Below are 25,535 nucleotides of genomic sequence, written 5' to 3'. Positions count from 1 at the left end.
CATCGTCCCGTTGCCGATCCCGTCTAAAGCTCTGGCTCGTTGAGCACGTAGGGACCGATTCGGCTCTTGAGATCGACGGGGGCACCGACGCGGGTCGGGGCGCCGTCCAGTTCGATCACCGGGATGCCGCCGCTCTTCATCTGCTCGCGCAGGCGGGTGGCCAGTCGCTCGTAGACGGCGTCGCGACGATTGGAACTCTGGAGCAGGACGGCGGCGGGGCGCGCAATCACCGCGAGCACATCGTCGAAGGCTTCGATCGAAGCGGTGACGCTGGCATAACCGAGCCCTGCGAGGTCGGCGGCCAGGGAATGATCGGCGAGGCGAACGCCGTCGTCGACGACTAGCACTTGCTGCAGCGCACCCATAAGCGTTGCTGATACCTCAGATAGCCGGCCCAGGAAAGGGCCGCAGTGCAATAACTCACATGGCTACGATTGGTTCGCCGGCCATGTCGACTCCGTGACGATGCCGCTCTCCAAGTGAGCGCGAGATGAATTGAATGGCCGATTTTCGGCGATTCGACAGCCGCCGGGATCAATCGACCCCTGCAATCGTCTGGCAGCCTTAAGGAAATTCTAGAGATCGGATCGGGCGCCGAAGAGCCTCATCGGCAACGGGGGCGCCGGACGTCGGAACCGTCAAGCGTGCGCGAAGGAACTGGGGACAGCGTCGCGGGTATGGGTCGGCCCGGCGACGAGCGCCGTGGCGAGGCCAGCCGTGACCACCGGTTCATAGGGGCTCGGTCGCCAGATTTCGGCCGGTTCCGATGCCGGTATTCCGCGATGCAGCGGCGCACAGGCGCAGGCCTGTCCCCGGAAGGCGAGCCGGCCTTCCTGTGTCCGGGTGATCGCGATCAGCGATTCGGGCAAGGCGAGGCGCTCGGGCGAGGCCAGAACGAGGGCGAGGTCGCGGGCCGTGCCGCGGCGGCCGGACAGAATCGCGGTCTCGTCGAAGGCGAGGCTGTCGATCACGGCCTCGACGCGCAGGGCCTGATCGGGCCGGCGGCTGCGGTTGGGGAAGCGGACGGGGGCCCGGTGGGCGAGGGCAACCGAGCGCAAGCTCGAGGGCAGGGCGCGTCCGGCGAGGTTGGCTTCGAGGAAGCCCGGGGCGACGAGGTGCGTCGGTACTTCGCGCGCCAAGGAGGCGGCAAAGGCCGCGCCGTCGAAGAGCGGCAGGGTTTCTAGAGCCGCACCCGAGACGAGCGACGCGGTGAGGCCGGTCGCGAGCCCGCGCAGGTCGTGCGGCCCGATCAGGCTGAGGATGCGCTCGTCGGGGCCGACGCGGGTCGACACGAGATGCGCCGTCGCTGCCGCGACGAGGGAACCGAAGCTGCGATGGACCGCTCGGCCGGGATCGCCTGCGGCGAAGGTGACGATACCGGTGCCGACGGGTGCCGGCGACGGTCGCGCGCCCGGCTCGTCCGAGGCAGCGGCGCGTTCGTCCAGCACCATGCCGTCGAGATTGATCACGCCGTCCGGAACGTCCGGCCCAAACGCAGCGACGTAGCGCAGTCCGAAATAGCGCACGGCGACCGCGCAGATCCGCTCGGCAAGTTCCCCCGTGCCGAGGCGGGCCTGGGTGAGGATGGCCGAGACCCCGACACCCTGGACGGCAGCGACGAGGCTGTCCTCGTCCCAGGAGACCGGCAGGAGGCAGGGTGTGTGGCCGGCCGCCTCGACCGCAAGGAGGGCCAGCGCGCTCTCGGCACTGCCGGGCAGGCACAGTCCGATGCGGCTCCCGGGCGGCAGCCGCCAGGCGCGCAATCCGCGGGCGAGGCGATCGACGATCTCGGCGGCGGCAGCGTAGGTCCAGGTGATGGCCGGCCGGCCGCTCCAGAGCGGCTTGTCCGCCGGATCGATCAGGGCGACGCGATCGGGATGGCGCCGGGCGGTCATGCGCAGCAGCGCGCCGAGCCCGATCCGCGCCATGACGGGCGTATCCAGCGTCTCAGCCCCTGTGACAGCCCAATGCGCAGACACCCGGACGCATCCCCGATCCTGTGCTCGGTGATGGGGCGCTTATGGTTAACCCGACGTTAAATGTCCTGGATCGGGCGAAGTCCCCGAACCGGCCGAGTCTCGTTCATCGCGACCGCTCTTGCTCTTCCGATTCAGCCCGCATGGGTGTACGGCGCAGGCGTCATGCCTTCGCCTCATTACGGGGAGAAAGCAGGCCGCGCGATCATTCGACAGGGCAGCGGGTTAGCTGAATCAGGCGCCCCGACGTCCGCGAAGGTCCGGCTTTTCGCGACGGGGTCGACCTGCCGTCGGATCGCCGGATCGCAGCCATCCGCTGGTCCTCAGACAGCAATGTGCGTCAGTTGAGCCGCACCAGAAGCGATTAGAATTCGTTGAAGGGGTCATGAAGCCGATGTTTCTTGCAAACCGTCCCGCGCGCCCGCTGCGCACTGCCACGCTGATCGCTCTGGCGGGCCTCGGCGCCGGCCTTGCCAGCCCGGCCTTCGCCCAAGGCAACAAGAAGGCCGCCCCGGCGGCACCTGCGCCCACCGCCCCGGCACCGGCCGCCCCGGGTGGTCAGCCCCCGCAGGGCGCCGCCCAGCAGGCCGGCCCGCAGATCATCAACGTGAAGTCCGAGCCGAGCCAGGACAAGTGGACCAAGGTTTGCGGCAACGACAAGAACTCGGGCACCGACGTCTGCTACACCACCCGCGACTTCGTCTCGGATAACGGCCAGCCGGTTCTCGCCGCCGCGGTCTACGACATGAAGAACCCGGCCCAGAAGCAGGAGGTCAAGGTCGTCCGCTTCCTTCTGCCGCTCGGCCTGATGCTCGCCCCGGGCATCCGCTTCAACGTCGACGGCAAGGAGCTCACCGCCGGCAAGTTCGCGGTCTGCTTCCCCAATGGCTGCTTCGCGGAAGCCGGCGGCGTCTCGGCCGAGTTCATGAACGCGCTCAAGAAGGGCACCACCCTCAACGTCGCGGTCCAGAACCAGACCCAGAAGGAAGTCATCTTCGCGGTGCCGCTCGCCGGCTTCGGCACGGCCTTCGACGGCCCGGCCGTCGACCCGAAGGTGCTCGAGGAGCAGCAGAAGAAGCTGCAGGCTGAGCTCGAGAAGAAGAGCGACGACATGCGCAAGAAGCTCGAGAGCCAGGGCGGCGCCACCGCACCGGCCGCGAACGCCGCGCCGAAATAAGTTTTCCGGTCATGGCCTCGGCCCGAGTCATCGGGCCGAGGCGCGCAGCCTCATCGATCACGAAAAAAGGCCGGGCAGTGCTGCCCGGCCTTTTCGTATTCTGAACCCTGGAGCCGCTCAGTTCGCGTGGCCGGCCCGCACCCGGTAGGCGCCGTCAGGCGCCCGGTCGAACACCTCCGGGATACCGGCATGGCGCAGGGCCTCGCCCGACATGTCCGGCACCAGATTCTGCTCGGAGACGTAGGCGATGTACTCGCTGTCCGCGTTCTCGGCGAGCAGGTGGTAGAAAGGCTGATCCCGGCGCGGCCGGACCTCCTCCGGAATCGCCTCCCACCATTCCTCGGTGTTGGCGAATTCCGGGTCGACGTCGAACACGACGCCGCGGAACGGGTAGATTCGGTGACGGACCACCGCTCCAAGGTTGAACTTGGCGGTCTTGATCAGGTCTTCGTGCATCACGGTCTCGGCCATAAGCGGTAAAATAGGCCGGCTCGACGCTCCTGTCATCCGATCGAAGTCTGCATCCCCATCAAGGCAGCTTGTAGACTTTCGCCAGTTCCGGGTCCTTGTCGGCGACGAGGCGGGCGAGGTCGACGATGACCTTGGCCTGCTTCCAGGTGGCATCGTCCTGCATCTTGCCGTCGAGCATCACCGCACCGGTGCCGTCGGGCATGGCCTCGACGATGCGGGCGGCGAAGTTCACCTCGTCCGGATCCGGCGCAAAAACCTTCTTGGCGATGGTGACCTGGCTCGGATGAAGCGTCCAGGCGCCGGCACAGCCCATCAGGAAGGCGTTGCGGAACTGAACCTCGCAGGCCGCGGCATCCGAGAAATCGCCGAACGGGCCGTAGAAGGCCTTGATGCCGTTGGCGGCGCAGGCATCGACCATCTTCGCGATCGTGTAGTGCCAGAGGTCCTGCTGAGCGCTCGCCCGAGCCTCTTCGCCCCTGGCATCGGCGATGACGCGATACTCGGGATGGCCGCCGCCGACGCGGGTGGTCTTCATGCTGCGCGAGGCCGCGAGATCGGCCGGGCCAAGGCTCATGCCGTGCATGCGCGGGGAGGCGGAGGCGATGGCATCGACGTTGGCGACACCCTCGGCCGTCTCGAGGATGGCGTGGACCAGGATCGGCTTCTCGACCTTGTGACGCGCCTCGAGCTGGGCGAGCAGCTGGTCGATATAATGGATGTCCCAAGGCCCCTCGACCTTCGGCACCATGATCACGTCGAGCTTGTTGCCGATCTCGCCGACGACCTCGAACAGGTCGTCGAGAATCCAGGGCGAGTTCAGGGCGTTGATGCGGGTCCAGAGGCCGGTGCCGGTCTTGGCGAAATCGACCTCCTTGCCCATGGCGATGAAGCCCTTGCGCGCGGCCTCCTTCTGGTCGGCCGGCACGGCGTCTTCGAGGTTGCCGAGCACCACGTCCACCGTCGCGGCGAGGTCGCCGACATTGGCGCGGACCTTCTCGTTGTGCGGCGGCACGAAGTGGATCATCCGCTCCAGCTTCACCGGAAGCTCGCGGAACGGCTCGGGGGCCCCGGCGGCGAGCGGCTGGAAGAAGCGGCGCGGAAGTTTCATGTGGTTCGGGCTCCGGAAGGCGCGTGTTTCCGCCTCCCGTAGTTCACCCGCCGCCTCCGCGTAAAGGCTACCCGAGTACAACCATTAGGGCATATGCGCCGCGACGCGCTTGGCGATGGTGTTCACGCGCTGGGTCGCGTCGTCATAGAGCGCTTTGTCACGCATGTCGCCGCCGACGCGGACCGCGATGTTGACCACGCCCTTGCGGATGACGATCTGGTTGGTCGGCGAAAGCGCGGCCTCGTCACCGATCCCCTGCAGGTCGGTCTTGGCATCGCCGACCTTCTTCGAGATCTGATAATATTTGAGCGCGAGTTCGGGCGTCGCGGCAACGTCCTGGACGTTCAGCGAGATCGTGTTGGTGATGATCTTCCGGGCACCGCCTTCGGTCAGCACCTTGCTCGCCGTATAGTGACAGGCGATCGGGTTCGGCAGCTTCTCGACCTTCTGCTCGCGCCCGTCGGAGGTCAGGGTGCCCATGACCTTGCGGACCGGATCGAGCTTCATGTCGCCGAACACCGCGCGCACGTCGTCTTCCTTCAGGAGAGCGCAGGCGTCGGGCCAGCGATCGACCGGGGCTTGAGCGGATTTGCGGGTATCCGGCGGGATGATGACCTCGTCTTTCGGCGTGACGGGGCTCTTCACGGCCGTATCCGTGCCCGCAACCATGCCGGTTCCCTCCTGCCAGCGTCCCGCCGCCTGCTCAGCCAGCGCCAGGGCGTTCGGCAAGGTCTGCGTCGAGTAATTGTCGAGGGAGATGACGAAGACGAGATCGCCTTTGCGGACGCGCACGTCCGTCGTGTACTCGGACACCTCCTGGAAGGCCTCGTCGCCGATGCCGCGCGCGGGTTCGATCGTGCGCTTCTTGTGGGGATCGGATTCGGCAATCTTGGTGCGCGTGCTGAGCACGTTCTTGAAGACGTCGATGGAGCCGCCTCGGCCGCTCGTCCCCTCACCGGACAACACGACCGTCACGGTCACGAACTTCGCCAGATCGGATCGCGAGGTCGGGCTCGGCAGGCGTACGAGATACTGGCAGCCCTGATTGTACTGGGGCCCCTTGAAGACCAGGCTCAGCGTCGCGCCCTTGCTTTCGACCGGGCGTCCGGGAAACAGCGTTTCGAGATCGGATTTCTGCACGAGCCCGCAGGCGTCGGGTTTTCCCGGTGGCGTCGTGGTGACGGGCGCAGTCTGGGCCGTCGCTCCTGTCGGGGCAGCGAACGCGGTCAGGACTGCCAAGCCGAGGATCGCGAGCGGATGGCGCGTCTGCGTCGCAAGTCGGATCATCGCTGGATACTCCAGGGTCTTTGCCGGACGGTCTCTCAGGAGAAGCGACACAGCACGCGGTCGGGGCCGTTGCGGCGGATCGTCATCGTAAGGGACCGGTTCGGTCCTCATCTGCGAATCGTCGAAGTCAGGCTTAGCCATTGGTTTGGCGGAAATCGGGTGCGAAGTCGCACAGCGATGACGAAGGGCGCCGTTGCAGCGCAATATCATCGGAACTGGCCGATGGCTTGGGTGTTTCTGCGTCGAGGCGGCTGAGAGCGCTTCGGCGCGAACGCAGATGAGGCAGTCAGGACACGGCAGTCGGGCCGGATCTGGCCCACAATTGATTTCCCAGAAGCTTTTCCAAGGAAAGAGTTTGGGAACTCTTGATGAGTCATGGTTTCGTGGGCACCGTATGGTGACCATGTCGTCGTGAGACTGCTCTCGTCCTCGAGGTATCGCCATGACATCAGAACCGACGACGATGAGCGCCAACCGGCGCGGAGCGATGACGGGGGCGATCCTGATCGCCCTCGGGTTTGGTTTCGACGACGGCGCGCTCGCGCGCTCTCCGGCGCAGCATCAGCGCCCGCAGGCGGGCGAGAGGGCCTCGCCGAAGCCGCAAGCGCCCGATCCGCTCCAGCAGGGCAGGCAGGAGCGCACGCCGTTCACGGCCCAGGAGACCGCCAGCGCCAAGCCCGAGGATCTGCCCGGTTCCGTGAGGTTCGCCGGCGACGATCCGGCAGCCTTCCAGAAGGTAGTCGGCGAGGCTGCTGCCGCACGTGACCCCTGGCTCGTCATTTCCGGGGGTGGCGAGAACGGCGCCTTCGCGGCCGGCATCCTGAGCGGTTGGTCGCAGGCCGGCAACCGTCCGAGCTTCGGCGTGATCACCGGGGTGAGCACCGGCGCGTTGATCGCACCGTTCGCGTTCGTCGGCTCGGGCGCGGATGCGTCGCTCAAGCAGAATTACACCGAAATCACCGCCGCCGACGTGTTCGAGTTCGGCGGCACCAACGCGGCCCTGACCGATACCTGGCCGCTGAAGGACCGGATCGACAGGTCAGTCACGCCCGATCTCCTGAAGGCGATCGCTGCCGAGCATGCCAAGGGCCGCCGCCTCCTCGTCGCGACGACGCAGGTCGAGACCGAGCGCCCGGTCGTCTGGGACATGGGCGCGATCGCAAGCCTCGCGAGCGGCCCGGACGCCCGGAAATACGGTGACAGGCCGTTGAAGCTGTTTCGCGAGATCGTGCTCGCCTCCACCGCTGTTCCCGGCGTGTTCCCACCGGTGATGATCAATGCAGTCACCGAGGGCGGCAAGCACATCCAGGAGATGCACGACGACGGCGGATCCATGGCACCGTATTATCTGGCACCGGCTGCGACGCTCGCCGGTGCGCCGGAAGGCGGCCCGAAGCTCCCAGCGAGCACCGTCTATCTCGTGATCAACAACAAGCTCACGCCGGAATTCGGTCTGGTGCCGCGCACGGTGCTCGGCGTCCTCAGCGGCACCGTGTCGGCGGCAATCAAGGCGCAGACGCAAGGCGCCCTGGCGATCACCCGGGCCTTTGCCGCCCGGACACATCTCGACCTGCGGGTCGCCGAGATCGACGGCCGCTTCGACAAGGTTTCGCCGGGCCCGTTCGATCCGAAATACATGAAGGCCCTGTTCGAGCACGGGGAAGCCCTGGCCAAGAGCGGAAAGGCCTTCCCGGAGGCCCAGATTGCTTCGCCGAAGGGGCGCTCGGACAATCTCAGGGGCGCCGAGGCCGTACCGCTGGACGATCGGACCCTCGCACAGCGCTGATGAGCCGGCCGGTCAGCGCCCCCGCATCAGCGTTGGCGCTCCGAGCCGGGGCAGCACGCCCTCGCGCATCACCGCGCGCCTGAGCGGTCCAATCGTGCTCATAGCAATCAGGCCGAGCCCACGCAGGGCATCGACGGGCACGAGATCGGCGAGCAGGCTGCGGTTGAGCCAATCGACTGCGGTTCCTCGCAGGCGGGCGTCGACGGCACGGCCACGCGCGAAGCCCGATAAGGCCTCCCGGCTGCCCGGGTCGCGTCCGGCGCCCCGAGCCGAAAGCAGAACGTCCCGCAGGCTCGCGGCGTCGCGTAGTCCGAGGTTCAATCCCTGCGCACCGATCGGGGGGAAGACGTGAGCCGCTTCCCCGATCAGGGCGAGCCGCTCCGCCACCGGCGTCGCGACCGACAGGCCACGCATCGGCACGAGTCCGCGCGGGCCGTCGATGCGCATGGCACCGAGCATCGCTTGAGCCTGATGCTCCACGGACGAAGCCAGCGCTGCATCGTCGAGGCCAGAGAGGCGGCGCGCTGGCCCCTCTCCCATGACCCAGACGAGGCTCGAGCGATGCCCACCGGGCAGCGGCACCAGTGTGAAGGGTCCCGACCGCGTGTGGAACTCGGTGGAAACATCGCGATGCGGACGATCATGAGCGAGGATCGTGGTGATGGCCGCCTGCGGATAGGACCAGTCCCGCACCGCGATCCCCGAAGACACCCTGAGTGGAGAGCGCCCTCCGTCGGCACCGATGATCAGGCGCGCCTCGACCGTGCGGCCGTCCTCGAGCATCAGCCGCGCGCCACTGCCATCGCGATGATTGTCCGCCGCGTCGCTTTCGAACACGGTGAGATTCGGCGTCGCGCGGGCCAGCAGCCGCAAACTGTCCACCAGCCGCGCACTCTCGACGTTCCAGCCGAACGCATCGAGCCCGATCTCAGAGGCAACGAAACGAGCTGGGGGTGGTCGAAATAGGCTGCCGGTATCGTCGACGAGATGCAGTTCGACGAGCGGTGCGGCCTGCGGCGCGATTGCGGCCCAGGCGCCGAGCGCATCGAGAAACCGGACCGAGCCGTCGAGAAGCGCGACGGTCCGCCCATCGGCGACGGGCGCGTGCCGTCCGACCAGGGCAGTGGCAATGCCCTCGCGCGCCAGGGCGAGCGCAGCGGCCAATCCCGCTGCACCCGCCCCCACCACCGCCACTTCGAAACCAGCCTCGCTCGACACCTTGGACCCCAGGAGATCGGCGGCGCATCCGTGAGCAGTGCGCCTTCTCGATCCTGCTTACAGAGGCGGCGCGCGGCCTGGGTCAAGAGCGTATGAAACCAAACCCTTCCATTCGCATTATCCCAGCTGCGTTGAAGTTTTCGGCGACGCGGGGGGCGTCTCTTGAAGCGTTTTGTATTGACGAAGACCGAGCTCGACGAGCGCAGCTTCGGCTCGCCGTTCGATCCGTTACTGCACGGCGTCGCCCAAGGTCTCGCCAATCTCTTTCCACCGATCGAGATCGTCCGTCTCCCTCAATCCGAGGAAGAGGCCCTCCGCTTGCATGAGGCGGACGACGAACTCACGGACGAATGACGGGGCGCTCATGAAACCCGAGTTGATCGATCAGCACATCGTTGCGATGACGGCCGCGAGCACGAACCTGCTGCGCCAGATGCAGGATGAGGGGTTGGACTACTCACTCGACGTCCGGCCGGCCGACACGGCCACCATGCATGTCAGCGTACGTGACCTGACCCCCGACATCGAGGACCGCATTCGGCGTTGCCTCCTCGGGACCGGAATGCAAATCGCGGTTCGCGAAGCCTGACACTGTCGCCGTGGCCGCTTTGGCCCTATCTCGGCTTCAACCTTCAGCGTTGAGGAAGAGTTCAGATGCCCAAGGCGATCCGGGTTCACGAGTATGGCGGGCCGGAGGCGATGTCCTACGAGGATGTCCCTACGGCGGAGCCCGGTCCGGGCCAGCTCCGCGTCCGTCAGACGGCGATCGGGGTCAACTTCATCGACGTTTACTTCCGCAAAGGCGCCTATAAGGCAGCCTCGCTGCCATTCACACTCGGCAAGGAGGGCGCTGGCGAGGTTGCGGCGATCGGCGAGGGCGTCACCGGTTTCAAAGTCGGTGAGCGCGTCGCCTATGCGGGAGCCGTCGGCACCTATGCCGAAGAGGTGATCGTCGAGGCGTCCGGAACCGTCCATGTGCCGGACGGCGTGAGCGACGAGACGGCCGCGGCAATGATGCTGAAGGGCCTGACTGCGCAATATCTGCTGCGCCGGACCTACCGCGTCCAGAAGGGCGATACGATCCTGTTCCACGCCGCCGCCGGTGGCGTCGGTCTGATCGCGACACAATGGGCGAAGCATCTTGGTGCCACCGTCATTGGCACGGTCGGCTCGCAGGAGAAGGCCGAGCTCGCGCGGGCGCATGGCTGTGATCATGTGATCCTATACCGCGACGAGGACTTCGCCGCCCGCGTGAAGGAGATCACGAAGGGGCAGGGCGTGCCGGTGGTCTATGACGGCGTCGGCAAAGCGACCTTTCCGGCCTCCCTCGACTGCCTGCGGCCCTTCGGTGTCTTCGCGAGCTTCGGCTCGTCCTCTGGGCCGATCGATGCGTTCGACATCGGGATCCTGGCCCAGAAGGGCTCGCTTTTCGCGACCCGGCCGACATTGTTCACCCACATCGCCACACGCGAATTGCTCGACGCCAACGCCGCAGAGCTGTTCGACGTCGTGAAGAGCGGCGCGGTGAAGATCCCGATCCACTCACGCGCCCGGCTCGCCGATGCCGCGCAGGTGCATCGTGATCTCGAAGGCAGGAACACGACCGGCTCCACGGTGATGATCCCGTGATCCTCGGATCACAGGAACCCGTGATCCCAGCGTCCTGGTCCCATCGCCCGCGATGAGGCTCCTGGAGTCCGACGCCCTCGTCGTGGTTGATGTCCAGAACGACTTCCTGCCCGGTGGGGCGCTCGCCGTGCCGGACGGCGATGCGGTGATCGCGCCGATCAACCGGCTGGCCAGCCACGCCCCGAACGTCGTGGTTACCCAGGACTGGCATCCCAGCGCGCATGCCTCGTTCGCGTCTCGGCACTCGGGCAGGATGCCGTTCGAGACGCTCGCGCTGCCCTATGGCGAGCAAGTGCTTTGGCCGGACCATTGCGTGCAGGGCTCGTCCGGAGCCGAACTGGCGCCCGGTCTCGAAGTGCCGAGGGCGGGGTTGATCTTGCGCAAAGGCACCCATCCCGAGGTAGACAGCTATTCGGCGTTTCTGGAGGCAGACCGGACCACACGTACGGGTCTCGCCGGCTACCTGCGTGAGTGCGGTGTGACCCGACTCGTCCTTACAGGGCTCGCGACGGATTTCTGCATCCTCTGGACCGCTCTCGATGCACGGGCCGAGGGTTTCGCCGTCCTTCTGGTCGAGGATGCAGTGCGCGGAATCGATGTCGATGGATCGGTGGGCCGCGCTCTGGAGACCATGGCCAAGGTTGGCGTGCAGCGGCTCCAAAGCCAAGACATCGAGGCCTGACAGGATCACGGCATCACAGGACCAGCCAGGCGCCAAGTTTACAGCGATCCCGTCATCCCTGGATCACGGGATCCAGGTGCTAGACGGCGATCCCGTGCAGGTCATAGGCCTCCGCCCGCTCGATCTTCACGGTGACGATATCGCCCGGCCGTAGGGGGCGTCGCGAGGCGACATGGACCGTGCCATCGATTTCCGGTGCATCCGCCTTAGAGCGGCCCTTGGCCACCGTCGGACCAGCCTCGTCGATGATCACCTGCAGGCGCTTGCCGATCTTGGCCCGTTGAAGCTTCAGCGAAACGCCGTTCTGCGCCTCCATGAAACGCCGCTTGCGCTCGGCTTTCACCTCGGGGGGCACCTGCACACCGATGCCGTTGGCGGTGGCGCCACGGACCGGCTCGTATTCGAAGCAACCGACGCGCTCAAGCCGGGCTTCCTTGATCCAGTCGACCAGTTCCTCGAACTCCGCATCGGTCTCACCGGGAAAGCCGATGATGAAGGTCGAGCGGATCGCCAGATCCGGGCAGGTCTCGCGCCAGCGGCGGATGCGATCGAGCTGCTTCTCCTGGTTGCCGGGACGGCGCATCCTCTTGAGAACGCTGGGAGACGCGTGCTGGAGCGGCATGTCGAGGTAGGGCAGGATCTTGCCCTCCGCCATCAGCGGGATGACCTCATCGACATGCGGGTAGGGGTAGACGTAGTGGAGCCGGACCCAGGCGCCGAGCTCGCCGAGCTCCTTGCTGAGATCGTAGAAGCGGGCGCGCACGTCCCGGTCCTGCCAGCGGCTCGCGGCATAGCGGGTGTCAACGCCATAGGCGCTGGTATCTTGTGAGACGACCAGCAGCTCCTTGACGCCGGCCTTCACCAACTTTTCGGCCTCGCGCAGCACGTCTGCTGCCGGGCGGCTGACCAGATCGCCGCGCAACGAGGGAATGATGCAGAACGTGCAACGATTGTTGCAGCCCTCGGAAATCTTCAGATAGGCGTAGTGCCGCGGCGTCAGCTTCACGCCCTGCGGCGGGATCAGGTCGAGGAAGGGGTCATGGGCCGGTGGCACCGCCTCGTGCACCGCGGCGACCACGGATTCGTAGGCCTGAGGACCCGTAACCGCCAAAAGCTGCGGATATTTTTCGCGGATCTCTTCCGGCTGCGCACCCATGCAGCCGGTGACGATGACCCGTCCATTCTCGGCCATCGCCTCCCCGATCGCCGACAGCGATTCCGCCTTGGCCGAGTCGAGAAAGCCGCAGGTGTTGACGATCACCACATCCGCCCCGTCGTGGCGACGGGCCAGCTCGTAGCCCTCGGCCCGCAAATGCGTGAGGATCCGCTCGGAATCGACCAAGGCCTTCGGGCAGCCGAGTGACACGAACGAGATCCGCGGAGCGGCTTTCCCGGTATCCGATTGCAGGGGTTCGGCGGTGGCGGTCATGACGTCTCGAACGACAACGTGACGAGAAGCAGCCATCGGGCCGCGTGGTTCTCGGTGGGATAGGATGCGGATGGTATACGCGCACCGCTCCTGCGTTGCGAGCCTCAGGCGGCCAGGGCACCGTACGACACCGATGTCACAAGGCAGCTCTATAAAAAAATGCCGATTGATGATGGGGTTACGATCAATTTTTTACCTTGCATATCAAGCAGGCTGGCCCAGGAGGGCAGGGCGCTCATGCCGTGGTTGCAGGCAAGTCGGCCTGTGCCGGAATTGACGAAAGGCGCTCCGGCGCGGTTGGTGCTTGAGAGGACAGCGAGCGCAAAACCCGAAACACCGCATCCATGATCTGGACCCAGGAGATCCCAACCATCGATCCAATCGCGGCGGCGTCATGCCTGTCGCGTCTGCCCGGTCTCGTCTTTCTCGACAGTGCCATGCACCACCATACGCTCGGACGCGTCTCGGTGCTGGCTGCCGACCCGTTCGGTCGTTTCCGCCTGCGTGAGGGCCGGGCGACTCTCGATGGCCGGCCGCTCGACGGCAAGCCACTGGACGCACTCAGAGAGTGTCTCGCCCCTTACCGCCTGCCGGCCATGCCGGATCTCCCGGCTTTTCCGGGCGCAGCCATCGGCTATTTCGCCTATGATCTCGGGCGGGAATTGGAACGTGTCGCGAAGCCACCGCGCCGTGCCGGACTCACCGACGACATCGCGTTCAATCTCTACGACACCCTGCTCGTCATCGATCACGAGCGCGATCGCTGCCTCCTGATCGCCACCGGCTTCCCGGAAACCGAAAGCCTTGCGCGCGAGGCAAGGGCCCTTGGCCGCATCGACGCCTTCGCTGCCCTGCTCGGTGAGACGAAACCCGAATCCTGCACCGAGACCGTTCCCGCCAAGCTCACATGGCAGTCGAACTTCACCCGGCAGGCGTATGAGGAATCTGTCGAAAAGGTTCGCGACTATATCCGGGCCGGCGACATCTACCAGGCCAATATCGCCCAACGTTTCAGCGCCGAGCTGCCGCCGGGATTTGACGGATTTGCCCTGTATCAGCGGCTCCGTGCGACCAACCCGGCGACGTTCGGCGCCTATCTCGCGTTCGATGAGTTGACCGTCGCATCGAGTTCACCGGAGCGCTTCGTCACGCTTCGTGGTCGGCACGTCGAGACGCGCCCGATCAAGGGAACGGTTCGACGTGTCGACGACCCCGACGAAGATGCCCGCCTGGCTCAGGCTCTCCAGCAGAACCCGAAGGAGCGGGCCGAAAACATCATGATCGTCGACCTGCTGCGCAACGATCTCTCGCGGGTCTGCGAGCCGCGCAGCGTGCGCGTGCCGGTTCTGTGCGGTCTGGAATCCTACGCCTCGGTCCACCATCTCGTTTCGGTGGTCACCGGAACTTTGCGCGAGGGCGCCGACGCCTTCGACCTCATCGCGAACACGTTCCCCGGCGGCTCGATCACCGGCGCGCCGAAGCTCAGGGCCATGGATATCATCACCGAGATCGAAGGAGATGCCCGCGAGCTGTATTGCGGGGCCATCGGCGCGATTGGCTTCGATGGCTCGATGGACACGTCCATCGCGATCCGCACCGTGTTCATGGACCGACATCAGGCTGTGTTGCAGGCCGGCGGCGGCATCACGCTGCTGTCGGAGCCAGGCCCCGAATACGAGGAGACCCTCACCAAGGCCGCCCGGGTCTTCGCCGCGTTCGAGCCGGACGAGGCAGCAAGGCCATGATCCTCGTCATCGACAACTACGATTCCTTCGTCTTCAACGTCGTGCGCTACTTCGAGGAGCTCGGCGAGACGGTCGAGGTCGCGCGTAACGATGCCCTTTCGGTCGGCGAAATCCGTGCCGCCGTTCCCGATGCGGTGGTGATCTCGCCGGGGCCCTGCACACCTGCCGAGGCGGGAGTCAGTCTGCCGGTGATCCGCGAGCTGTCGGGTGCCGTGCCGATCCTCGGCGTATGCCTGGGGCATCAGGCGATCGGGGCGGCATTCGGTGGACGCGTCGAGCGCGCAATCCGTCCTCTCCATGGCCACGCGACCCCGATCCATCACGGCGGCACCGGGCTTTTCTCGGGCCTGTCGGACCCGATGACGGTGGCCCGATACCACTCGCTGATCGTTGCGCCGGAACCCGGCATGGAGCGCCATCTCGCAATCGATGCCGTCTCGGACGAGGGTGAGATCATGGCGCTCTCGCATCGCCGGCATCCGACCTGGGGCATCCAGTTCCATCCGGAATCGGTGCTAACCGAGGGTGGCCACGCGATCTTCGCCAACTTCCTCCGGTTGGCCCGGGCCTGGCGCGAGGGCAGGGGACGGATGCCGGAACGGCTGTCGCACCCCCTGGACGCCCATGCTCTGGTATGACGGGCGCATCGTCGAAGGCCCTGTGCCCTTCGATCTCGCCGATCGCGGTTTGCTCCTTGGGGACGGCGTGTTCGACACCGCGCTGGCCCTCGACGGGCGGGTCGTGTTCGAGACGGCTCATGTCGCCCGCCTCGTCGCGGCGGCTGAATCACTCGGCTTCTCGATCGACGCAGGAGCCATCCTCAAGGCCATGCGAGCGGTCGCCGGCACGGCACCACGAGCGGCAGTCCGCACCACCGTGACGCGAGGGGCAGGCCCGCGTGGTGTCGCGCCCCCTAAAGAGCCGCGTCCTCTCATCTTCGCCAGCGCAGCCGCGGCAAAGCCAGGATTGGCCCATGCGAGCCTGCGCCTCCAGGTCTCCGCGATCGCCCGCAACGAGACGTCGCCAACCTCTCGCACCAAGACTCTCGGCTATCTCGACGCGGTCCTCGCCGCCGGCAGCGCTCAGGCGGCCGGCTTCGACGAGGCCTTGTTCCTCAACACGAAGGGTCGAGTGGCCTGCGCAGGAACTGGAAACCTGTTCGCAGTGATCGATCGGCAACTCGTTACACCGCCTGTCGAGGAGGGCCTCCTGCCGGGCATCACCCGTGCTCTGCTGCTCGAGCAGGCTCCGAATCTCGGGCTGCCGGTTCGGGAAAGGGCACTGAGCCTCGACGAGCTCTTGCAGGCCCAAGCCGTCTTCCTGACCAACTCCCTGCGCCTGCTGAGCCCGATCACGGCGATCGGTGAGCGGTCATGGCCCGAGAAGGAAGATCCAACGATCGTTCGGTGCCAGGAGTTGATCGCGCGCGTGATCGATTCCGCCAAAACCTGAGGCTTCGAGAGACGGTGACAGGATGAACCAGGAGGGCGCGCCCACGACACGCCGCTGGATGCGCTGGGCGATGATCGTGGTCTACGGTGCCATCGGCCTGGTCCATCTCGTGTCGACGGATGCCTTCCTGCCGATCATGCCGGACTGGGTGCCGCAACCTCGTCTCGTGGTGGTGGCGACCGGTCTCTGCGAGCTGGCGGGAGCCGTCGCACTGATGACCAACCGCCTGCGACGGCTCGCCGGGTTCCTCTTCGCCCTCTACGCGGTCTGCGTGTTTCCCGCGAACCTGAAACACGCTTTCGATCACATCTCGGTTCCGCCGATCCCGGACAGCTGGTGGTACCATGCCCCGCGTCTTGCGCTTCAGCCGGTCATGGTCTGGTGGGCGCTCTACGCCGTCCATGCGATCGATTGGCCGTTCGGTCGAGGCCGGACCGGGATCGGCTGATCCCCTGATGCAAGGATCAGAGGATCACATCGCACGCCACGTCATCCCGAACGGGAAAGATGCCGAGGCGAATGAAACTGCGCTTCTGTCAGGCTTCGTCCCGCTTGACGGCCTGCCAAGCTGCTTCCATCGCGGGTAGGTCACTCGACGACAGAGCATGGCCCTGCCCGGCGAGACGCTGGGCCATCGCCGCGAACCGGCGCTCGAACTTCCGAGTCCCCTGTCTCAGCGCTTCCTCCGCATCCACGCCAGCATGCCGTGCGAGATTTGCCACCGAGAACAGTAGGTCTCCGATCTCTTCGGCAATTGCCTTCGAGTCGCCCTGCCGCAAACTGTCTTCGACCTCGTCGGCCTCTTCGCGAACCTTGGCGATCACGTCATGCGTGTTCGGCCAATCAAATCCGTAACCGGCAGCCTTGCGTGAGATTTTCTCCGCACGCTTGAGAGCCGGCAGGACCAGCGGCACGTCGCCGAGCGGAGAGGCAGCGGGGTTTCGCCCGCCTGTCCGCCTCTCCTTTTCGGCTCGCTCCTGAGCCTTGATGCGCTGCCAGGCAGCTTCCACCGCGCGTGGGTCTTCGACACGCTGATCCATCGGCAAAGGTGACCCGTTCACGTCGAAGACGTGAGGGTGACGGCGCACGAGCTTGCCGACGATGCTTTCGACGACATCCGCAAACGTGAACGTCCCGGCTTCCTCCGCCATCCGGGACTGGAAGACCACCTGCAGCAGAAGATCCCCGAGTTCGTCACGCAGATCGTCGTGATCCCCCCGGTCGATCGCATCCGCGACTTCATATGCCTCCTCGATGGTGAAGGGCACGATGCTGGCCGGGGTCTGTATGACATCCCAGGAACAGCCCCGAACCGGATCCCGCAGCGTCGCCATGAGGCAAAGGAGGGTATCGATCGAACGGTTCTTCATGCGCACCGTCGTACCGGTTTCGTTCCAAACGTCCATCCAAGCGGCTCGAAACGCATCAAACGGCTTTTGCTGCGTCCGTTGGATAACTGCCCGTCAGTTTGTGGACAATTCCGTATATTCCATAAATTCAAAACGGAATACGCCAGTTCGCTGCGGCGGACAGTGCTTCCCCATCATAGGAAATATATCAGATCACTCTCTTTAAGAGAGTCATTTCAGCATGTTATATGGGATCGCTGAAACCTCATATAATTCAAAGCTTTAATCTGGATGTTCGTATTGGGTTCTGCGTAACTTCGTATCGGATTCAGCGTTCCGGCGTATGGGATTCTGCGCTTCGTTCAGCGGTCCTTGCATAAAACTCTGCGTGATCCCGCATCGAATTCGGCGCGCAAAATCGGCTTTGCCTGTGCATTCCGGGGATGAGTTGCGCGATTGGCCCCGTATCGAACTCTGCGTAGACGCAATGGCCGGGTGTTTGCTGCATTGGACTCTGCGAGCGATGTCTCGATGCAACGGTCTGGGGATTGCCGGCATCGAGAAGCGGGGAAAGCCGGGATAACGCGCATCCGACACGGGACTCTGCGGTTACGAATCGTGCGACATCCGATGCCATCCAGATCCGGCCTTCGTCTGATGATGGGGCCAGGTGGTCGGGACCAAGATCGCGGAACGGGAATGTCGGGGCTCGAGCAGAAGATCGATCAGATTCGAGACCCGGATCTGCGTGCCGAGCTCGAAGCCGCACGCGGTGGATTTCTGTTCGCTCAGATCGTCGAGCACATCCTGTTCCGCCAACGCGAGCGGGACGACAGAGCGGCGCTCGAGACGACACAAAAAATCCGGCGCGACGTCATGGGTCGTGATCAACGCCGTCGCGATGCCGTTCGTGAGGTCATCGAGAACGAGCCGGCGGTGCCGGAAAACCTGCAGCACATCCACTCGGTACTGGCACTCTGCGGCCTTCCTTATCGGGACCCGGGTCCAGTGCGAGAGGTGGTGCGCGAATATGGACGCAACTCCCTGAGCTTGAGCGCGGGCCGTCTAAAAAACCCGGTGACGGGAGAGATGGAGGCGCAAGGACTGCCCTTCGGGCCCAAGGCGCGCCTGGTGCTCCTGCATCTTTGCACCGAAGCCGTGCGTCAGCGCAGCCCGGTCATCGCTGTGGCCGACAGTCTCTCCGGCTTCATGCGCGAAATGGGCTTTGCGGTAACGGGCGGTGAACGTGGGACCATCGGCGCTTTCAAGGAGCAGCTGAATCGTCTCGCGGCCTGCTCGATGCAGATTGGCCTGTGGGACGGTCGTGAGACCGCCTCGACGCTCACCGTTCCGCCTTTCCGAAAGCTCGACCTGTGGCGGCCTCAAGGTGCGGGGGAGGTCGTCTGGCAGCGCGAAGTGCAATTCCACCAGGATTTCTACGAGAGCCTGATCAAGCACGCCTTGCCGGTTGATATTCGTGCGGCACGGGCACTGTCTGGCTCGGCGCGCAAACTCGATCTGCTGTTCTGGGTCGGATACCGACTGCGCGCCCTACAACGGCCGCTGAGGCTTACCTGGGATAATCTCCACCGGCAGTTCGGTGCGGACAATGCGAGCCAGCGCAGCTTCCGGCAGGCCTTCAAAGCCGATCTCGCGGGCGTGCTTGAGATATTTCCGCGCCTTCCGGTCAGCCTCGACGAACGCGGAATGCAGCTCAATCCGGCTGACCCCAACGTTCTGATTGTTCCTCCGAAAGTCATCGGAATATCCAGGAAGAAGCAGAAGGCTGCTTGATATTCTCAGGATGCCAAGAGCGTCTGCCATCTAAGCGATTGCAATTAAAAGTAATTTCATTACAGAATATTCCATGCAGGCTCATGTCCTTGGGGCTTATTCTAATTGCCCCACAGGTAGGAATAGAAGGGTCGATAGACATGTTTGGAATATTCCATTAGGTTGTTCCGGAATCGACCGGTCCGGGCTGGTCGGAACAACCTATGGTTCATGTCACGATGGTGCTGTCTGAAGACGAAGCTGAAGCGCAGCTCGCATCTTTGCGCCGACAGCGCGAGACACTCGATCGTGCGATCGCCGATTTGACGCTCTATCTCGAACTCGGACGTCGGCTGACGACCGAGGCCACCGTCGCCCGTGGCGATACAGACACCGCGTCTGCACCAGGTCGGGGAACGGCCTTCGTCGCGGGAGAGCCAGACAACAATGCCGGCCATGGAGCAGGTCGCGCCTCTTCGGAAGGCACCGCCTTTCCGCCAGCTTCCGTGACGTCGGACGCCGGTCGAACGGCCGAGCCCTCGCTGCGCTCTGCCTCTCCGGTTCCGCCGAGCTTCGAACGCGGTTCGCCGAAGGCTCCGAGCGCGCCGGTGCGATCGGCGCCCCAGCCAACACACGATTCCGCCGAAGAAGGGCTGTCCGAAGGCGTCCTCGCTCGGCGCTATGGCCGCGCTTTGATCGAGGCGGCTCTGGGCGTGCTTCAAGACGCTGGTCGACCGCTTCATGCGAGCGAGATCCTGACGGTGCTGACCGGCCAGGGGTTTTCGCTGCCGGGTCACGATCCTGTCGCTGCGCTGAATACCCGGCTCTGGAAGCGCTCTGGAACGGGTGGACCACTCAAGCGAATGGGCGAGGCGGTCTATGCTCTCGTCGAGCCCGAAGGCGGCTGAGACAACTGGATCGATCCAGTCGCTCCTCTCCACTCATTCAGTGAGCGCTCGATGGGCGGCTGCCATCCGGTGCATTCATCTGCTCGTCGAAAATCGCCCTGCAGCCGGCACTGAGGCTGACCCGCTGCGCCTTCATGCAGCGGATGATACGCCCACGATCCGGGATCGAGCTGGCGCAGAGGCGGATCACGTCATCGCGGCAGTATTCGGCCTGTTCCGCTTCGCCGGCCTGAATGGCGGCTGGATAGAGCAGGGCGGCCAGGGTCGCTGCCAGAGCGATTCGAGTTCCGATTTTCACCATCAACGACTCTAACTTTCTGTCCCAGTTTGACCTTAGCAGCAGATACGAAACAGTTCCGTTCAGCCCCCTACCAGAGCGGCTGGCTCTGCCAGCAAAACATGCATGCCTGTTCGAAGTGCGGCAGGCAGGGCATCGTTTGCCGATCGGATTTCAAAGTGCAGCGGCTCCCGTAATCCGATCTTATCGCCGCGCCGGGATCAGCACGGCATCTCGAAGTCCGGTGGCCCTCTCGGCACTACCCGGCTCTTGAACGTTACGGCGGTCCTTAGCCGGGCAAGGTTCGCGAGCCGCGACGCTTGAATTGACTACGGGTCGCGAAGGCCGGATCACCGGACCGGTGGGCCGCAGTTGCAGCGGCAGGTCCGAAGAGGACAGGACGGGATGGAACGCGACGACGCCTGGCGGCAGACCGATCGATTGCAAGCCGAGACCGGCAAGGGCGATCCATTCGCCGCTGCGGTGCGCGGCACCCGCATGCCGATGATCATCACCGACCCGCGCCAGGCCGACAATCCGATCGTCTACGTCAACGACGCCTTCCTCTCGCTGACCGGTTACGACCGCGACGAGATCATGGGACAGAACTGCCGCTTCCTGCAGGGGCCAGAGACGGACAAGGGCGCCGTACGCCAGATCCGCGAGGCTACCGAGGCGAAACGCGACATTGCCATCGATGTGCTGAACTATCGCAAGGATGGGACGCCGTTCTGGAACGCGCTCTACATCAGCCCCGTTTCGAACGAAGCCGGCGAGGTGCTCTACTACTTCGCCTCGCAGGTCGACGTGACCGATCGTATCGACGCGCATTTGAAAACATGGAGCGAGAAGGAGCATTTCGAACGCGAGGTCGCCAAGCGCACACGCGAGCTGAGCGAGGCTCTCGCCGCCAAGACCATGCTGCTCCATGAGGTCGACCACCGGGTCAAGAACAACCTCCAGATGGTTGCCTCGCTGCTGGCGCTGCAGACGCGCACCATTACCGACCCGACGGCGCGCGCCACGATGGAAGACATGCTCAAGCGCGTCGAGGCACTCGGCACGGTGCATCGTCGGCTCTACCAGTCGAACGACGTCGAGCGCTTCGACGTGACGGAGTTCGTGCGTGACCTCACGAGCGATTTGGTGCGCGGGCTCGGGCGCAACGACATCCGTCTGCATTTCGACGTCGAGGCCGTCGAGGTGCCGGTTGCCAAGGCGCCACCGATCGCGCTCGTCCTGAACGAGATCGTCACCAACGTCCTCCGGCATGCTTTCCCGGATGGCCGGCCCGGAAGGCTCTCGATTGCCGTGATTCCCGGCGAGACCTCCATCGTGATCGAGGTCAAGGATGACGGCGTCGGAATGCCGGACCTCGACCAACGCTCCGGGCAACGCTCCTTCGGCAAGCGTCTGATCGAAACCCTTGCCCGCCAGTTGAACGCCAGTATCACATGGCGCGCGGCCGATCCCGGCACGGCCGTCCACGTCAGACTGCCACGCGAATCGGCAGTCAGATCGGAGACTCGGTGAGCGAACCATTGCGGGTGCTGCTGGTCGAGGACGAGGCCCTCATCCTGATGCAGCTCGAAATGCTGCTGGAGGATGCCGGCCACCTCATCGTCGGGACAGCAGTGCGTGCCGAAGAAGGCGTTGCGCTTCTTCGTGAAACGCGGCCCGATCTCGTCTTCGTCGATCTGCGCCTAGCCGACGGTTCCTCCGGCGTCGCAGTAGCGCAAGCCGCGCTTGGCATCGGCGGAATTACCTGCGTGTTCATCACAGCCAACTCGCGCCAGCTCACCGGTGATCTCGAAGGCGCAGCCGCGGTGATCGCCAAACCCTTCTCGGGCAGCGCGCTCGAAGATACCCTGGCTTTTCTCGAACAGGCCCTGCGCCGACCCCCACCGGACATGGCGGTGCCGCACGGCATGCGCATTGCGCCCATCGCTCGGGCGAACTGGGCGCTGATCGAGGGGTAGAGGATCGGCCGGCGCAGTTGCCATTGGCCCGTCTTGCTCGTGGACTTCGCCAGCGCGCCCGACGGGGTTGCCTTTAACCACCGCCTGCTCAGCCCCTGGTGAGCGCTGCAACCGAGTGGTTCATGCCTTCAGCTTCACATCATCGGGCTTGGGCGCATCGGCACGCGCCCAATCGGCGGGTGGGCTGGTCACGGTGATTTTTCGACGGCGCGAGCGGCGGCTGATCTCCGAGATGCGGCAGACCACGCGCACGGGGGTCTGGGTGGCGAAGCTGAGGGCCGGGCGCTTGGGCATCAGGATATAGAGATAGACGTCCTCGTATGGCTGACCGGAAAAGCGCGCATTCGAGCCGTCGAGGTCGCGAGCGACGACGACACGGCGGCCGAGCGCCTTTCGGTCGGCCTGAGCACGCTTGTGCCAGGGCTCGGAGGTGCTTTTGTCGATCCAGGTCTGCGGCGCAAGACGGCCTGCGCCCGGCTTCTTCAGCGTGACGGTCTTCAACCGGCACTTGTGCTTGTCGATGTCGTGCAGACGCAGGCGCAGACAGCGGAAAGGGCCGTCGTCGAGGTAGTCGGCCCAGGTCAGCGACCAGAGCTGCTCCTCCTCGGCCAGCATCCTGCGCCGCGCCTGAGCATCGCGGCGGAGAGACAGGAGGAAGGTGGCAAGGCTGGAGAGCGCCGCCACCCAGAGAAGGATCCAGGCCGTCAGACTCGATTCGCCGAAAGGCACGGGACCTCACTCGTCGACGCGGGACAGGATGGGAATCCTGATCGTGCCGGCGATGCGGTGCAAGGCCGGGTTTCGTACGCTCGTGATTCGAGGGGAGGGTGTGGCCCCGTCGTCATCGTGAGCGGAGCGACGCCTTCCAAGCCAACTCGCTGACGACGCACGAGCGATCCTGGATGGGGCCGCCGAGCAATGGCGACCTGGTCAGTACTGGATCGTCGCTCGCATCCCGAGCACCGCGGCGTTCTTGACGCGGCCCAGTTCCGGATAGCGCGGGTTCGTGATCCCGCCGCCGGGATGCATGACGTACTGCACGTCTGGCTGCACCGTGAAGCCCGGTACCACCAGGGCCTGGTAGGTCGCCTCGATCACGGTCTCTCCGCGCCGGCGCGGCATCGGTATGCCGGTATAGGCGATCATGTCGGCATCGGCCCGGCGGGCATCGTCGCTGATCCTGGCATGAGCCAGGCTGACGCCGATCGTGTCGTCGTCGCGGCCTTCGATCAGGCCCTTGTAGGCGAGACCGGTATCGACATAGGCGTCGATCAGGCTCGAGCGGGTCGGCGAATAAGCCGCGCGAACGAAGAAGCCGAGACCCTCGTCATCCTTGCCGGCTTCGCGATAGAGAGTCTGGTCCCAGATCGCGTAGATGCCGGCATTGCCGCGGAGCTGTTTGTTGATTCCGCTCGCGTTCGGATCGGCGAGGGGCAGGCCGTTGCTGGCGAAGCGCAGGGAATCGAACCGACCGAAATGCTGCCAGCCGCCCAGCGTGATGTCGCCCGGCAAGCCCTTGGCGTCCTTGTCGGTATTGTAGGCATAGGTCGCCTCGGCCACGATCAGGGCCGGGTCGTGGATGCGGAAATTCGTTCCGTTGCGGTCGAGAAGCTGCGCCTCGGGGTCGTCGCCGGGACGATTGGCGCCGGCCGAATCGCCGTCATAGATGCCGACCTGCAGCGAGAAACCGTTGCCGGGCACGTATTTGGCGCGCACGGCCGGGGCCGATAGTGGGTAGGCCGGACCGCCGCTTGGCAGATTGAGTCCGGTAATCGCCGGCCAGCCGAAGGTCGAGTTCACGAAGAGGGTCGCCGTCTGGCTGACGAAGAACTCGGTATCGGCCGCCTGCTGGCCGATGCGCAGGCCGAGCTTGCCGTCCATCAGCTTCTGGTCGAACCAGAGCACGTAGAGCCGGGTCGAAGGCAGCGCCTCGATCACGCTCGTGGTCATCAGGTTGCCGACGTAATAGCGCGACAATCCGGTGCCGTGGATGAAATAGGCGTTCGCGTGAATGGTGGCGCCGTCCCAACCGGCGATCTTCTGCAGGTCGAGGTTGAGCCGGAGATTCAGGCGATCCTCGGCGATCGCTCCCTGACGCACGCCGCCGACCGGGTTTCCGAGCACGTCGGCGATGTAGGTCAGGCTGTACTCGATGCCCTTCTCCTTCAGCACCGGACGGATACCGAGCGGATCGCCGAAGGGGCCGAGATAGGGCTGGATCGAGCGGACATAGCCGCCCGAGGCCTGACTGGTTGTTTCAGGCTGAGAGACCGAGACCCGCGGGTCGTCGCCGGCGCCTTCGATGACGGGAGCGAGATCCTGTCCCCGCGCCGTCGAGGCAAGGGCGGCAAGCAGGACCACGCCGGATAGGAGGCGTCGCACGATGTCCCCCAAGCTGAGAGCTCGGAGGCTACGCTTAAGCGGAAGCCAGCAGAGTCGCTAGGAACACCCGGCGCGTCATGCGCCGAGAGCCGTAGCTTGCGGCTTTTTTACCGCAGGCCGGCCGAGGCATCAGCCTCGCGGCGGGTCGGGCGGGTCCAGACCGGCTTCGTCGGTATGTGGAGGGGCGCCCCCGTGCTCACGTCCGCGCCCATGATCGAGGTGATGCGCGCGGTGCGACCGGTGAAGCCCTGGCCAGCTTTGGGCGAGCCCTTTGCCGCGAGGACAGCAGCCGGATTGACGTTCTGTGCGAGGACGGGCGAGGCCGCGAAAGCGGCACCGAGCATTCCGAGCGCAACGACTGAAGTGACGGACCGAATGAGCATCGCCGGAATCCCAATGCGGGCCGCTCCGACAATGCAGGCGGCACGTCCCCTCTTGCCGTGACCTAATCCGTTCAGTCGAGATCGGATGTGCGGAATCGCACGACAGAACAGATTGCGGTTTTTCTTGGCCTGATGTGCGCAAGCGCACGACATTTCGCTAAAGGCCAAACCAGTTTGAGGTGGCACCAAGAAGACACGGCCCCCGACATCTGACGGAGACCGCGCACAGACGAAAGGAAGAAGACCATGAACACTCGTCTCGCATCCGTCGCTGCTGCCCTGGCTCTCGGCTTGGCAGCTCCCGCTTCAGCCTTCGCGCAGGGTTACGTGACTCCAGGCGGCGTCCCGGTCGTGGCGGTCGAAGCTGGCCCCGGCTGGCAGCCGCGTGCCGCTTCCGGCGTGTTCGCGGATTCCTACCGCGGCTACGATTCCTCCGCCAAGGGCGGCAACGCCTCGCAGCCGGAACGTGCCGTTCCGCAATACGGCACGACATCCGGCGGCCCGGCCTACTGATCGATCGGGAT

Annotated in this window: 27 protein-coding genes; 15 read left to right on the top strand and 12 right to left on the bottom strand. The window is 65.1% G+C overall.

Going from position 1 to position 25,535, the window contains the following annotated elements; genetic code table 11:
* Positions 1 to 23: 23 nt before the first annotated feature.
* Together HCU64_RS13980 and HCU64_RS13975 are read right to left on the bottom strand one after the other, a co-directional pair.
* Complete coding sequence (locus HCU64_RS13980) at positions 24 to 365, bottom strand: hypothetical protein (RefSeq protein ID WP_233384594.1); 342 nt, start codon at positions 363 to 365, stop codon at positions 24 to 26.
* A 273-nt stretch (positions 366 to 638) separates the two neighbouring features.
* Positions 639 to 1,928 (bottom strand): AMP-binding protein, encoded by a 1,290-nt coding sequence (locus HCU64_RS13975; RefSeq protein WP_233384767.1) that lies wholly within the window; start codon positions 1,926 to 1,928, stop codon positions 639 to 641.
* Positions 1,929 to 2,370: 442 nt separating this feature from the next.
* On the opposite strand from HCU64_RS13975, the gene HCU64_RS13970 reads away from it, so the two are divergent.
* Positions 2,371 to 3,153, top strand: a complete 783-nt coding sequence (locus HCU64_RS13970) for an invasion associated locus B family protein (protein ID WP_233384766.1) — start codon at positions 2,371 to 2,373, stop codon at positions 3,151 to 3,153.
* Between the two features lie 117 nt (positions 3,154 to 3,270).
* On the opposite strand, the gene hspQ is transcribed toward HCU64_RS13970, so the two are convergent.
* The 3 genes from hspQ to HCU64_RS13955 all read right to left on the bottom strand — a co-directional run bounded on the left by hspQ (position 3,271) and on the right by HCU64_RS13955 (position 6,019).
* Positions 3,271 to 3,609 carry a heat shock protein HspQ gene (hspQ, locus tag HCU64_RS13965; protein WP_233384593.1) on the bottom strand — a complete coding sequence of 113 codons (339 nt, stop codon included), beginning with the start codon at positions 3,607 to 3,609 and terminating at the stop codon, positions 3,271 to 3,273.
* Positions 3,610 to 3,682: 73 nt separating this feature from the next.
* Positions 3,683 to 4,732, bottom strand: a complete 1,050-nt coding sequence (locus HCU64_RS13960; RefSeq protein ID WP_233384592.1) for an HpcH/HpaI aldolase/citrate lyase family protein — start codon at positions 4,730 to 4,732, stop codon at positions 3,683 to 3,685.
* Positions 4,733 to 4,816: 84 nt separating this feature from the next.
* Positions 4,817 to 6,019: a hypothetical protein gene (locus tag HCU64_RS13955; protein ID WP_233384591.1), complete on the bottom strand. Its 1,203-nt coding sequence runs from the start codon at positions 6,017 to 6,019 to the stop codon at positions 4,817 to 4,819.
* Between the two features lie 442 nt (positions 6,020 to 6,461).
* Here HCU64_RS13955 and HCU64_RS13950 point away from each other — a divergent pair, with 442 nt between their 5' ends.
* On the top strand, positions 6,462 to 7,805 hold the full coding sequence (locus HCU64_RS13950; protein WP_233384590.1) for a patatin-like phospholipase family protein: 1,344 nt from the start codon (positions 6,462 to 6,464) through the stop codon (positions 7,803 to 7,805).
* Between the two features lie 12 nt (positions 7,806 to 7,817).
* Here HCU64_RS13950 and HCU64_RS13945 read toward each other — a convergent pair whose 3' ends face one another.
* Positions 7,818 to 9,023, bottom strand: a complete 1,206-nt coding sequence (locus tag HCU64_RS13945) for an FAD-dependent monooxygenase (protein WP_233384589.1) — start codon at positions 9,021 to 9,023, stop codon at positions 7,818 to 7,820.
* A 177-nt stretch (positions 9,024 to 9,200) separates the two neighbouring features.
* Here HCU64_RS13945 and HCU64_RS13940 point away from each other — a divergent pair, with 177 nt between their 5' ends.
* The 4 genes from HCU64_RS13940 (at position 9,201) to pncA (ending at position 11,334) form a co-directional block, all read left to right on the top strand.
* Positions 9,201 to 9,377: a hypothetical protein gene (locus HCU64_RS13940; RefSeq protein WP_233384588.1), complete on the top strand. Its 177-nt coding sequence runs from the start codon at positions 9,201 to 9,203 to the stop codon at positions 9,375 to 9,377.
* A gap of 10 nt (positions 9,378 to 9,387) precedes the next feature.
* Positions 9,388 to 9,612 carry a hypothetical protein gene (locus HCU64_RS13935; protein ID WP_233384587.1) on the top strand — a complete coding sequence of 75 codons (225 nt, stop codon included), beginning with the start codon at positions 9,388 to 9,390 and terminating at the stop codon, positions 9,610 to 9,612.
* Positions 9,613 to 9,677: 65 nt separating this feature from the next.
* On the top strand, positions 9,678 to 10,652 hold the full coding sequence (locus tag HCU64_RS13930; protein WP_233384586.1) for a quinone oxidoreductase family protein: 975 nt from the start codon (positions 9,678 to 9,680) through the stop codon (positions 10,650 to 10,652).
* Between the two features lie 52 nt (positions 10,653 to 10,704).
* A complete protein-coding gene (gene pncA, locus HCU64_RS13925; protein WP_233384585.1) occupies positions 10,705 to 11,334 on the top strand; it encodes a bifunctional nicotinamidase/pyrazinamidase in 630 nt (209 codons plus the stop codon).
* A 79-nt stretch (positions 11,335 to 11,413) separates the two neighbouring features.
* Here the strand turns inward: pncA and rimO are convergent, their stop codons facing one another.
* On the bottom strand, positions 11,414 to 12,763 hold the full coding sequence (rimO, locus tag HCU64_RS13920) for a 30S ribosomal protein S12 methylthiotransferase RimO (RefSeq protein WP_233384584.1): 1,350 nt from the start codon (positions 12,761 to 12,763) through the stop codon (positions 11,414 to 11,416).
* 344 nt (positions 12,764 to 13,107) lie between these two features.
* Here rimO and pabB point away from each other — a divergent pair, with 344 nt between their 5' ends.
* The 4 genes from pabB to HCU64_RS13900 are packed head-to-tail and all read left to right on the top strand — an operon-like array spanning position 13,108 to position 16,408.
* On the top strand, positions 13,108 to 14,508 hold the full coding sequence (gene pabB / locus HCU64_RS13915; RefSeq protein ID WP_233384583.1) for an aminodeoxychorismate synthase component I: 1,401 nt from the start codon (positions 13,108 to 13,110) through the stop codon (positions 14,506 to 14,508).
* A complete protein-coding gene (locus HCU64_RS13910) occupies positions 14,505 to 15,146 on the top strand; it encodes an anthranilate synthase component II (protein ID WP_233384582.1) in 642 nt (213 codons plus the stop codon). The genes pabB and HCU64_RS13910 overlap by 4 nt, the downstream gene beginning before the upstream one ends.
* Positions 15,133 to 15,960 carry an aminotransferase class IV gene (locus HCU64_RS13905; RefSeq protein WP_233384580.1) on the top strand — a complete coding sequence of 276 codons (828 nt, stop codon included), beginning with the start codon at positions 15,133 to 15,135 and terminating at the stop codon, positions 15,958 to 15,960. The genes HCU64_RS13910 and HCU64_RS13905 overlap by 14 nt, the downstream gene beginning before the upstream one ends.
* A 22-nt stretch (positions 15,961 to 15,982) precedes the next feature.
* Positions 15,983 to 16,408, top strand: a complete 426-nt coding sequence (locus HCU64_RS13900; RefSeq protein WP_233384579.1) for a DoxX family protein — start codon at positions 15,983 to 15,985, stop codon at positions 16,406 to 16,408.
* Between the two features lie 88 nt (positions 16,409 to 16,496).
* Here the strand turns inward: HCU64_RS13900 and mazG are convergent, their stop codons facing one another.
* Positions 16,497 to 17,330, bottom strand: a complete 834-nt coding sequence (gene mazG / locus HCU64_RS13895; RefSeq protein ID WP_442785966.1) for a nucleoside triphosphate pyrophosphohydrolase — start codon at positions 17,328 to 17,330, stop codon at positions 16,497 to 16,499.
* A 678-nt stretch (positions 17,331 to 18,008) separates the two neighbouring features.
* Between mazG and HCU64_RS13890 the strand changes: the two genes are divergently transcribed.
* Together HCU64_RS13890 and HCU64_RS13885 are read left to right on the top strand one after the other, a co-directional pair.
* Positions 18,009 to 19,103 carry a replication protein RepA gene (locus HCU64_RS13890; protein WP_233384577.1) on the top strand — a complete coding sequence of 365 codons (1,095 nt, stop codon included), beginning with the start codon at positions 18,009 to 18,011 and terminating at the stop codon, positions 19,101 to 19,103.
* Between the two features lie 218 nt (positions 19,104 to 19,321).
* Entirely contained in the window at positions 19,322 to 19,990 is a 669-nt protein-coding gene (locus tag HCU64_RS13885; protein WP_233384765.1) for a winged helix-turn-helix domain-containing protein, read from the top strand.
* Between the two features lie 37 nt (positions 19,991 to 20,027).
* Here the strand turns inward: HCU64_RS13885 and HCU64_RS13880 are convergent, their stop codons facing one another.
* Positions 20,028 to 20,291, bottom strand: a complete 264-nt coding sequence (locus tag HCU64_RS13880) for a hypothetical protein (protein WP_233384576.1) — start codon at positions 20,289 to 20,291, stop codon at positions 20,028 to 20,030.
* Between the two features lie 381 nt (positions 20,292 to 20,672).
* Here HCU64_RS13880 and HCU64_RS13875 point away from each other — a divergent pair, with 381 nt between their 5' ends.
* Both HCU64_RS13875 and HCU64_RS13870 read left to right on the top strand, forming a co-directional pair.
* On the top strand, positions 20,673 to 21,800 hold the full coding sequence (locus HCU64_RS13875) for a histidine kinase dimerization/phosphoacceptor domain -containing protein (protein ID WP_233384575.1): 1,128 nt from the start codon (positions 20,673 to 20,675) through the stop codon (positions 21,798 to 21,800).
* The gene (locus HCU64_RS13870) at positions 21,797 to 22,246 is read left to right on the top strand and encodes a response regulator (protein ID WP_233384574.1); all 450 of its coding nucleotides are present in this window, start codon (positions 21,797 to 21,799) and stop codon (positions 22,244 to 22,246) included. Before HCU64_RS13875 ends, HCU64_RS13870 begins: the two co-directional genes overlap by 4 nt.
* Positions 22,247 to 22,366: 120 nt before the next feature.
* On the opposite strand, the gene HCU64_RS13865 is transcribed toward HCU64_RS13870, so the two are convergent.
* The 3 genes from HCU64_RS13865 to HCU64_RS13855 form a co-directional block, all read right to left on the bottom strand.
* Positions 22,367 to 22,975, bottom strand: a complete 609-nt coding sequence (locus tag HCU64_RS13865) for a hypothetical protein (protein WP_233384573.1) — start codon at positions 22,973 to 22,975, stop codon at positions 22,367 to 22,369.
* 201 nt (positions 22,976 to 23,176) lie between these two features.
* Positions 23,177 to 24,628 (bottom strand): carbohydrate porin, encoded by a 1,452-nt coding sequence (locus HCU64_RS13860; protein WP_442785961.1) that lies wholly within the window; start codon positions 24,626 to 24,628, stop codon positions 23,177 to 23,179.
* A gap of 107 nt (positions 24,629 to 24,735) precedes the next feature.
* Positions 24,736 to 25,011, bottom strand: coding sequence for a hypothetical protein (locus HCU64_RS13855; RefSeq protein WP_233384572.1), 276 nt, complete (start codon positions 25,009 to 25,011; stop codon positions 24,736 to 24,738).
* A gap of 246 nt (positions 25,012 to 25,257) precedes the next feature.
* On the opposite strand from HCU64_RS13855, the gene HCU64_RS13850 reads away from it, so the two are divergent.
* On the top strand, positions 25,258 to 25,524 hold the full coding sequence (locus HCU64_RS13850; RefSeq protein WP_233384571.1) for a hypothetical protein: 267 nt from the start codon (positions 25,258 to 25,260) through the stop codon (positions 25,522 to 25,524).
* Positions 25,525 to 25,535 lie beyond the last annotated feature (11 nt).

Source organism: Methylobacterium sp. C25 (assembly GCF_021352225.1).
Lineage (GTDB): Bacteria > Pseudomonadota > Alphaproteobacteria > Rhizobiales > Beijerinckiaceae > Methylobacterium.
Note: the sequence above shows the minus strand (reverse complement) of the source record. Positions and strands in the feature narration are given on the sequence as shown.